The sequence below is a fragment of the Thalassolituus sp. genome (genome assembly GCF_984348125.1).
Genome location: NZ_CFHJLR010000008.1, coordinates 142,701 through 150,306, shown reverse-complemented (window position 1 = coordinate 150,306; position 7,606 = coordinate 142,701). Strand labels below are relative to the sequence as shown.

5 protein-coding genes are annotated in these 7,606 nt (G+C 48.8%); 2 read left to right on the top strand and 3 right to left on the bottom strand.

Translation table 11 applies throughout. From position 1 onward, the window contains the following. The first annotated feature begins 79 nt into the window (after positions 1–79). Both AC5E51_RS08100 and AC5E51_RS08095 read left to right on the top strand, forming a co-directional pair. On the top strand, positions 80–1,321 hold the full coding sequence (locus AC5E51_RS08100) for a lipase family protein (protein ID WP_068436247.1): 1,242 nt from the start codon (positions 80–82) through the stop codon (positions 1,319–1,321). A 122-nt stretch (positions 1,322–1,443) separates the two neighbouring features. Continuing rightward, positions 1,444–1,884, top strand: coding sequence for a DUF6795 domain-containing protein (locus AC5E51_RS08095; protein WP_297531629.1), 441 nt, complete (start codon positions 1,444–1,446; stop codon positions 1,882–1,884). 74 nt (positions 1,885–1,958) lie between these two features. On the opposite strand, the gene tssH is transcribed toward AC5E51_RS08095, so the two are convergent. From tssH to tssF, 3 genes are read right to left on the bottom strand one after another with little or no spacing between them, the layout of a single operon-like run. Then, positions 1,959–4,619 carry a type VI secretion system ATPase TssH gene (gene tssH, locus AC5E51_RS08090; RefSeq protein WP_297531627.1) on the bottom strand — a complete coding sequence of 887 codons (2,661 nt, stop codon included), beginning with the start codon at positions 4,617–4,619 and terminating at the stop codon, positions 1,959–1,961. 53 nt (positions 4,620–4,672) lie between these two features. Further along, the gene (tssG, locus tag AC5E51_RS08085) at positions 4,673–5,812 is read right to left on the bottom strand and encodes a type VI secretion system baseplate subunit TssG (protein ID WP_273089491.1); all 1,140 of its coding nucleotides are present in this window, start codon (positions 5,810–5,812) and stop codon (positions 4,673–4,675) included. Continuing rightward, a complete protein-coding gene (gene tssF / locus AC5E51_RS08080) occupies positions 5,776–7,605 on the bottom strand; it encodes a type VI secretion system baseplate subunit TssF (protein ID WP_297531624.1) in 1,830 nt (609 codons plus the stop codon). The genes tssG and tssF overlap by 37 nt, the downstream gene beginning before the upstream one ends. Between the last annotated feature and the right edge of the window lies 1 nt (position 7,606).

Below are 7,606 nucleotides of genomic sequence, written 5' to 3'. Positions count from 1 at the left end.
GGTAGATTACGAGAAATTAGCAAATTAATGTGTCCGGTTTTGTTGACCAGAACACAGTACCGAATAGAGGGAATTTGATATGAGTGACACATACCCGCCAACGTTAGCAGCACGACTAGCTGACGACATATATGGTTTAGTAACAGGGGCAACACTTGACGATGGATACAGAGTTCTTCACAAAAATCACCATAAATATTTAGACCTTCCCGAACCTCCTGAGCAGGAGATTATTGACCAGAAAGTCATCCCCCTATTAAAGGGAACTACGGGTTCGGTGTTTTTCTTGAAATCCCAATCTGCTATGGGCTTAACTGCTTTCGGAAATGGTATGGGGTACGAGAAACACGCTTTTATTGTATTCAGGGGTACGAATACGAAGTTCGCCGCAGACATCCTGACCGATTTGAGCGTAGGAATTACTCTGAGGTCATCATACGGTCAACCTATTCACAATGGTTTTGCTGATGCATTCAGCTCCATGAAAAACCAGATAGATATTTTTCTAGCAGAATGTGTCAAACGAAATACCCTACACCTCCATATCGTCGGCCACAGCCTCGGCGGCGCCCTAGCCACTCTATGTACTGAATACGCAAAATCTAAATATTCTACTCTGGCAGTGAAGTGCTATACATTCGGCTCTCCTCGGGTTGGCTTGAAAAGCTTTTCCGATGAGTTCACAAGGAAGATTGGACCTGAGAATATATTCCGAGCGTACCACCGTACTGATCTGATTCCATGCATCCCATGCTGGCCTTTTATGCATATCCCGATTACAACGGGCGCTAACTATGACTACTTTCTGCCTAGTGAAGGGAACTTTGCAGCATTAGCCGCACATGATATGAAGCTGTACAGAGACTCCGTCAAAGGTCATAACAACTGGGATGGATTAAGAGGGCTTAGGTATCAAAACTTGCAGCCTACTGAGATTAAGCCATGGCTCAATAATAAGTCGCCAATTAGCTTTACCCCGACAAATCTTGAGTATTTAGATAAAGCCATCAATTACGTATTACTCAAGGTTGCAAAAGGTATAGGAAGTGCTGTTGGAGCAGGGCTCACGGGATCTTTCACCCTTCTTGATCAAATGGCATACATTCTAAGAAAGGGGATTGATCTTTCGACGAACCTTTCAACACTCGTACTTTCGCTCCTAAGAAAAATCGCTGAATTACTCGGAATGAGAAAGACCATTGAAGTAGCAGATGCTACGCTGGTTTTTATCAGGAATTTATTTCAGAGACTTCATCAGAAGGTAAGTGAACAAGCTCAGAAAATCCTTGATGCCGTTCTGGTTAGAGGCAAGTCACTATAAGAATAGTGATCAACCATAAATATTTCCAGTTCAAAATTGATATCCTGGTCATACATATAGATATATGAATGCTTAAACCTATTCTCATCATACTAATAATTGCATTCGTAGGAGTGAACGCAATGTCGAAAAACAATAAAACATGCTTGTTTTCGGCAATATCCGGCACGATCACACTCAATGGCAAGCCTGTTGCGAATGCAAGAATAAAGAGAGCTTCAGACGAACGGATTGACGAGTCAAAAACGGATGAAAATGGCCACTTCAGTATGCCATCCGTCTTCGCCAACCCGATATTTATTTTCATATCCCGGTTCATTCCTGGGCAGTTTGTATCAACACAAAAGTTGTACATATACGTTGATGGTATGGAGCACATGCTCTTAGAAGGGATCAAACGTAGAGAAGCAGAGTTTACAGAGTCACGTGGCAAGCCTTGGGTCATCACATGCGAACTAAGTGATGATCCAATCCGATTCAGAATTGATGGAAATGCCTTCGCTTCCAGATGTAAGTGGGATTCCGAGCACGACAAAAAAATGAAAATACTGCCGCCTAGCTAATTCATTTTTGCATCTGATATGACGATTTATAAAAAAACGGGGCTTTCGCCCCGTTTTTTGTTCCTACCCGATAATCAGCTTACCTGATAAGTAAAGTCACCTTCCTCAGTAGCACCGATGTGCACCTTAGTAACTTCTTCGCCTTCGGCCATCTTCGCTAAGCACTCTGATGCCAGCGCTGGCAGCACGGTACGGTTGAGGATGGTTTCGATGTTACGAGCACCGGTATCCGACTCCTGACAACGTGCGACGATATTGATAAGTACATCGTCGTCGTAGCTGAATTCCGCACCGTATTTCTCGGTGAGGCGTTTCTCGATACGACGCATGTTGATCGCGGCGATCTGCATCAGGTTCTCATCATCCAGTGGGTAGTATGCGATGGTATTCGCACGACCCATGAATGCCGGCTTGAAGTGCTGAAGTAAATGCGGACGGATATTATCAAGCAATACTTCAGGCTCTGGCTTCTCTTCAACCTGATTGAAGATAGCGCGAATCGCATCTTCACCCGCGTTCGACGTCATGATGATGATGGTATTCTTAAAGTCGATATCCCGGCCTTCACCGTCTTTGATCGTACCTTTATCGAACAGGTTGTAGAAAATGTCCTGAACGCCCGGATGTGCCTTCTCCATCTCATCCAGCAGGATGACGGAGTACGGCTTACGGCGTGCCGCTTCAGTAAGAACACCGCCTTCGCCATAACCCACATAACCCGGAGGCGAACCCAGCAGCATAGAAACTTTATGCTCTTCTTTAAATTCAGACATGTTGATGGTGGTGATATTCTGCTCACCGCCAAATAACTCATCCGCCAGTGCAAGCGCAGTTTCTGTTTTACCAACACCCGACGTACCACAGAACAGGAAAACGCCCATAGGTTTGCGCGGATCAGTTAAACCAGCACGCGAGGTCCGGATCACCTGTGCAATGGCCTCCAGCGCATGTGGCTGACCAATAACACGCTGGCCCAAGCGATCAGCAAGTGTCTGAACCGCAGTAATCTGATCACTGACCATTTTACCGACCGGAATACCAGTCCAGTTAGCGATCACCTCAGCGATAGCCTGCTCATCAACATTCGCTTGCATCAGAGGTGCATCCCCCTGAATGCCACTCAGTTCAGCGGTAAGCGCCTTCAGTTGAGTTTTAAGCGCATCGGCATCGCTGTCTGACAGTTTGTTGTCAGCATCTGCCATAAAGTTCTGGTCGATCTGGTCACGACACTCGCGGATCTGAGTAATCAATGCGGTTTCCTGTTCGTACTGAGTATTCAGATCAGCTAACAAGGTCCCTGCATTCTGTTTTTCTGCGTACAGATCAGCGAGGCGTTCGGTATGTTCTCCCGTCGCCGCCGCTTCCCGCTCCAGTTTACCTATGGTTGTTTCCGCTCGTTGAATACGACGCTGAGCATCTTCAATCGCACCCGGTGTCGCCGACTGGCTGAGTGCTACACGTGCACACGCGGTATCCAGCAGGCTGACCGATTTATCCGGAAGCTGACGACCCGGAATATAGCGATGAGATAAAGTCACAGAAGCGATAATGGCTTCGTCCAGAATACGGACCTTATGGTGATCCTGCAGAGACTGAGCGATCCCCCGCATCATATCGATGGCTTTTTCTTCGGACGGCTCTTCAACTTTTACCACCTGGAAACGACGGGTCAACGCTGGGTCACGCTCAAAATATTTTTTGTATTCAGCCCAGGTCGTCGCAGCAATAGTGCGCAGCTCGCCACGTGCCAGTGCAGGTTTCAGAAGGTTTGCTGCATCGCCCTGTCCTTCTTTTCCGCCCGCGCCAATCATGGTGTGCGCTTCATCGATGAACAGAATAATCGGAGTGACGGAAGCACGCACTTCTTCAATAACAGATTTAAGACGGTTCTCAAATTCGCCTTTCACGCTCGCACCTGCTTGCAGCAAGCCAAGGTCGAGAGTACGTACAGCAACACCTTTCAGCGGTTCAGGCACGTCACCCGCGGCAATACGCAAAGCGAAGCCTTCCACTACCGCAGTTTTACCTACGCCAGCTTCACCCGTCATGATCGGGTTGTTCTGACGACGACGGGTCAGGATGTCGATGCACTGACGAATCTCTTCATCACGGCCAAGTACCGGGTCAATCTGACCACTCTGAGCACGCTCCGTTAAGTTCACTGTGTACTTATCAAGCGCTGGCGTTTTAGACGCAGACACAGGGCCTGCCTGGCCGCCTTCTGAGCCTGGTTCATTACCACGAACCAGTGAATCGGTCTCGCCAGTGGTGCCGAAAATAGCGCGGGCAGTTTCACGGATAGATTCTGGCGCAATCTCTTTTAACTCAGGGCAGCTTTCAAGGAGCTGACGACGCGTGCTGTCTTCTAACAGCAAGGCCGCAAGCAGGTGACCTGAGCTGACGACGGGTTGTGCGTAGTCGACTGAAGCCAGCATCCAGGCGTTCTTAGCGGCTTCGACAATACTTGGGGCGAGAGCAGCCGGACGACTGCTGCCTGAACGGAAACGCGAGATCGTACCGGCCAGTTGTTTGGCGACACTCCCAGGATTAACGTCATGTTTTTCCAGCAAGGTAACAAAATCGGTGTCAGAGATATCGAGGAGTTTCAGCAACCAATGTTCGAGTTCAACATTGTACTGGCTGTGAGCAAGACACAGACCTGCTGCTCCTTCGAGCGAGTCCCTCATATAGGGCGACATTTTGTCGACCAGCGACTTCAGATTGATGTTAATCATGGGTTTATTCCTCGTTCATCTCTGAAATTATTGAATCCATGTGATCCGTGCGATTAGTACGCCATCGGTAATGCATCATCCGGAACAGGCACGTGTTGGGATAGCCTGACTGATAACGCGTTTTCTTTTATCTTTTCTGGGTTCATATAAGTATTCCAACCAAGTAAAGGTTCAGACTTAGTTGGGTCGAATAAATCGTCAAGCGGAAAATATCTGGCGTCCAGCTTCACTTCAATATCAAAGTCCTGCTCTTCGCCAACGCTCATACGAATAAATGATTTTAATTCTTCAAGACCGCGAGACCCTGGCGCCAGGCTATGAAACTCTTCTTCATTGTGCGGCACGGTAATAACGGTAAATTTACTTTGTGCCTGATAACAACGGGTGCCCATGACCGTGCTGACACCCAGCGCATTATTCACGCCATGAGGGTGATCCTCGTCCGGGAGCCGGCAGCGTGCGTCTTCAGGTAAGTCGTACCATGAGCCATTAAACTGCTCGATATAGGTTTCAAGACCAAACATGCCTGCAATACTGCTCCTTAAAGACTCAGCTGAACAGATTCCGCGGGCAAAGTGAGCGGCATACTGAGCAATTGGTTCATCCGGCATGGTGGAGCGATAACGTAACTCGGGAATACCCAGCCCCGCCAACGACAATAAAGCATCAGTAAACAGGTCTTTCTTCTCAGTCCCCTCTCTGACTGTTCTCTCGAACGAAGGGCCCATCTGGTACTTGTGCCATGCCTCATAAAACAACGAAATAGTGCGATGATTAAACAGGTCGAGGTAATCTTTCAAAGCCGGATTTTTCTGTCTCAGCTCAGAAATTACCGTCTCACTCAGATAGTAAGGCATCACCCCCTGACTACCCGTCAGCCCCATCATGGCGACTTCGACCTGCCATTGCAGTGCAGGGTTTTCCTCAGAGTCGTGACTGTGAATGCGTTTCTGAGATACCTTGGTGACGTCAGAACCATTGAAGGCCAGCGAATTTCGAGACGTAAAGTGAACCGCCTCCTGATCCGGACGCGCTAATCCACCGACAGACGCATCGGCAACATCGTCATCCTCGGTATTCTGCTGTGATGCAGACTCAAGTAAACGCACCGCCTGAAAAAAATCGAAGCGCTGTGGTTCAGTCTGCAACTGCTCAATCAGATTAAGGCTTTTTCGCCGGCGCGCGGTGGCCATCGCTTAAACTCCCCATCTTTTCCATTGAGCGTTACGGTTAACTTAGTAAACGAATTAATCGAACCGTACAGGCCGAAAAAACGCTCCATTACACTGGCGAACATAAGCGGGCTCGTTCCCGCAAGCATTACTGGGTCCAGTTCGAGATCGATCTGCGTTCCGCGACACAAAGACACCATGCCATCCACCTGAACGGGCGATGTAACGGGCTTAGTGTGAATCGCAGCAATCGCGTCGATCATATTTCGTGTACTGGCAGAATCTCTGAAATCGTACAAACGCAGAATCTCTTTCAGCGCTTCTACGGAGCCTCCCCCCTGACTCAGGGACAGGTGGTTAAGATTGAGGTGAGAAATCAAACGCCAGTAACCGCGCTCCCGCAGTGGCGGACGGATGGTCGCAGACGGAACGACCACACACTGTATACGCTCGGTCGGATATTCATCATCAACCACTTCGAAATATGGTCGCCCTTGCCCCGTTGTCAGCTTTCTCGGCACATTACGATTTGTGCACAAAAGCTTCATCTCGAGGTTCTGATTTTTCACCTGATGCGGATTAAAATTCATATCCACAAGACTGATATCAACCTCGGATGCCAGTTCATTGCGATGGTCACCCTCAAGTACCTCGCGGCGATGCGTTAACCAGAACGCCGGTTTAGCATCGGTATTACGGCTGTGGTTCATGCCATAAAACGGACGGTATGGAGTGTAACAGCCATCGCTGTCGGTCGCTCCGACATCCGTAATGCTATACACCTCCAGGCCATCGCGACGACGAGAGTCGGGAACAACCGGGTAACGCGACTCGGTGTGCGTTAAAGCCACAGGATCGGCCGTCGTCTCGAATATATTCACAATCGGCGTACAGCCAAGTGCAAACATACTGGCATTCACCTGATGCTCCAGTTCGGAGTCACTCTCACGCAGATAAAAATAGACGTTGAGCGTATTGGTGTACGACTCGTTCATCGCCACATCAAGCTGAGTGAGGTCGATAAACTGGAATTTCTCCTGAAACGCAAAGAACTCAGTTAATAGTCGATAACCTGCAAAAGAATTCGGCGGGTACGGCAACATCCCTTCGGCGGTACCAAAACCTACCTGCTCCAGACAATCGGAGTTCAGGAAGACCGGAGCAACATCTGACTCACCATTGGCGACAACGACTTTGAAGCACTTGGTTAATAGCAAATCATAGAGTGGGTGAACGTGCTGCAGCTGACCTTTAAGAAACAAACGAATCTTTGAAAAATCCATTTCATTCATAACCAGGTCTTCGCTCAGCGTTCTGAAAGAGACCTTAAGCACGGCAGCAGCCCCCTGCACCTCCAGGCTGCCTGGCGCAACAAAAGGCCGTGGCATTAACTGAGCTGTTTCTACTTTCAAGGGCAGCAGCTCAACCGGGTAAGAAGTCGTGAATCGACACTCTTCACCATCAGAATCTGTATCAAGCAAGGTACCTGCCGGTATCTGTACGGGCGCATCCAGGTCATCAAGCGGTGCAAACTGAGTAATTGCCATGGACGGTACTGGGCGCAGGTAGTGCGGATACAGAGTCTCCAGCATGGCATCCGTCAGTTCAGGAAAGTCATCACTCAACTTCTGCTGAATACGCGCATTCAGAAAGGCAAAGCCGGAAAGCAGACGCGACACCAACGGATCATCCACAGAGTCACTGCCTAGCTTAAGGCTTTCAGCGACGGAGGGATGCTGGCGTGCAAAATCACTGGCCGATTGCTTAATAAACGCCAGTTCTTTTTCGTAATGATATAAGAGCCTGTCGCTCATA

Coding starts and splice junctions, on each gene's coding strand:
- AC5E51_RS08100 (WP_068436247.1), top strand. CDS start 80: ATGAGTGACACATACCCGCCAACGTTAGCAGCACGACTAGCTGACGAC.
- AC5E51_RS08095 (WP_297531629.1), top strand. CDS start 1,444: ATGTCGAAAAACAATAAAACATGCTTGTTTTCGGCAATATCCGGCACG.
- tssH (WP_297531627.1), bottom strand. CDS start 4,619: ATGATTAACATCAATCTGAAGTCGCTGGTCGACAAAATGTCGCCCTAT.
- tssG (WP_273089491.1), bottom strand. CDS start 5,812: ATGGCCACCGCGCGCCGGCGAAAAAGCCTTAATCTGATTGAGCAGTTG.
- tssF (WP_297531624.1), bottom strand. CDS start 7,605: ATGAGCGACAGGCTCTTATATCATTACGAAAAAGAACTGGCGTTTATT.